Genomic DNA, 540 nt, shown 5'->3' with positions numbered 1-540 from the left:
CTCTTTACGAGTTGTGTAGCACACTCCATTCACAATAATTCTGTGCGTACTTCTCGATACAGCCTTAGCCGCGATCTGCTCTGGCGTGTCCCCAGCTTTCCGCCTATCCACAACCCAATAGGATGGTACGCCCAAGTAGTCAGAAAAGGCACGGGCTGATTTATACAGCACACCCTTATACTCGATCTGACTGCCAGACGCACTACCCAAACTCCCACCCACCACGGTGTTAAATCCACCTTTGCTGATGCAGGTGCGGTGCTTCTTAATAAGCCGCCGTTCAGCATCCTGTGCATCTGCGAGAACACCAGTCCACAGAGTGTGGACTTCGAAACTGTCAGCACCCTCAGCACGCAGCAGACGCTGAAAAGCCGCGCCCTCTTTTGAGGTTGCATCACTGATGTGCTGGCTTACACGATGTTTAACGGAAACAACTGTAACGCCAATGTAAACATAACGCGCCCGCTTGGGTGACCACCAACCATACACGAAGGCCGCTCGCTCGGGATCAAACCCAGCAACAGCGCGTTGAGTTATACC

General features: G+C 52.6%; 1 protein-coding gene. It reads right to left on the bottom strand.

What is annotated here, in order from left to right:
* On the bottom strand, positions 1-540 hold a 540-nt coding region (locus AC1RPR_RS08155), incomplete at both ends, for a GIY-YIG nuclease family protein (RefSeq protein ID WP_481763460.1).

Source organism: Dellaglioa sp. CoH-57-MRSF-22, from assembly GCF_056781895.1.
This window is presented reverse-complemented; position numbering and strand designations above follow the sequence as displayed.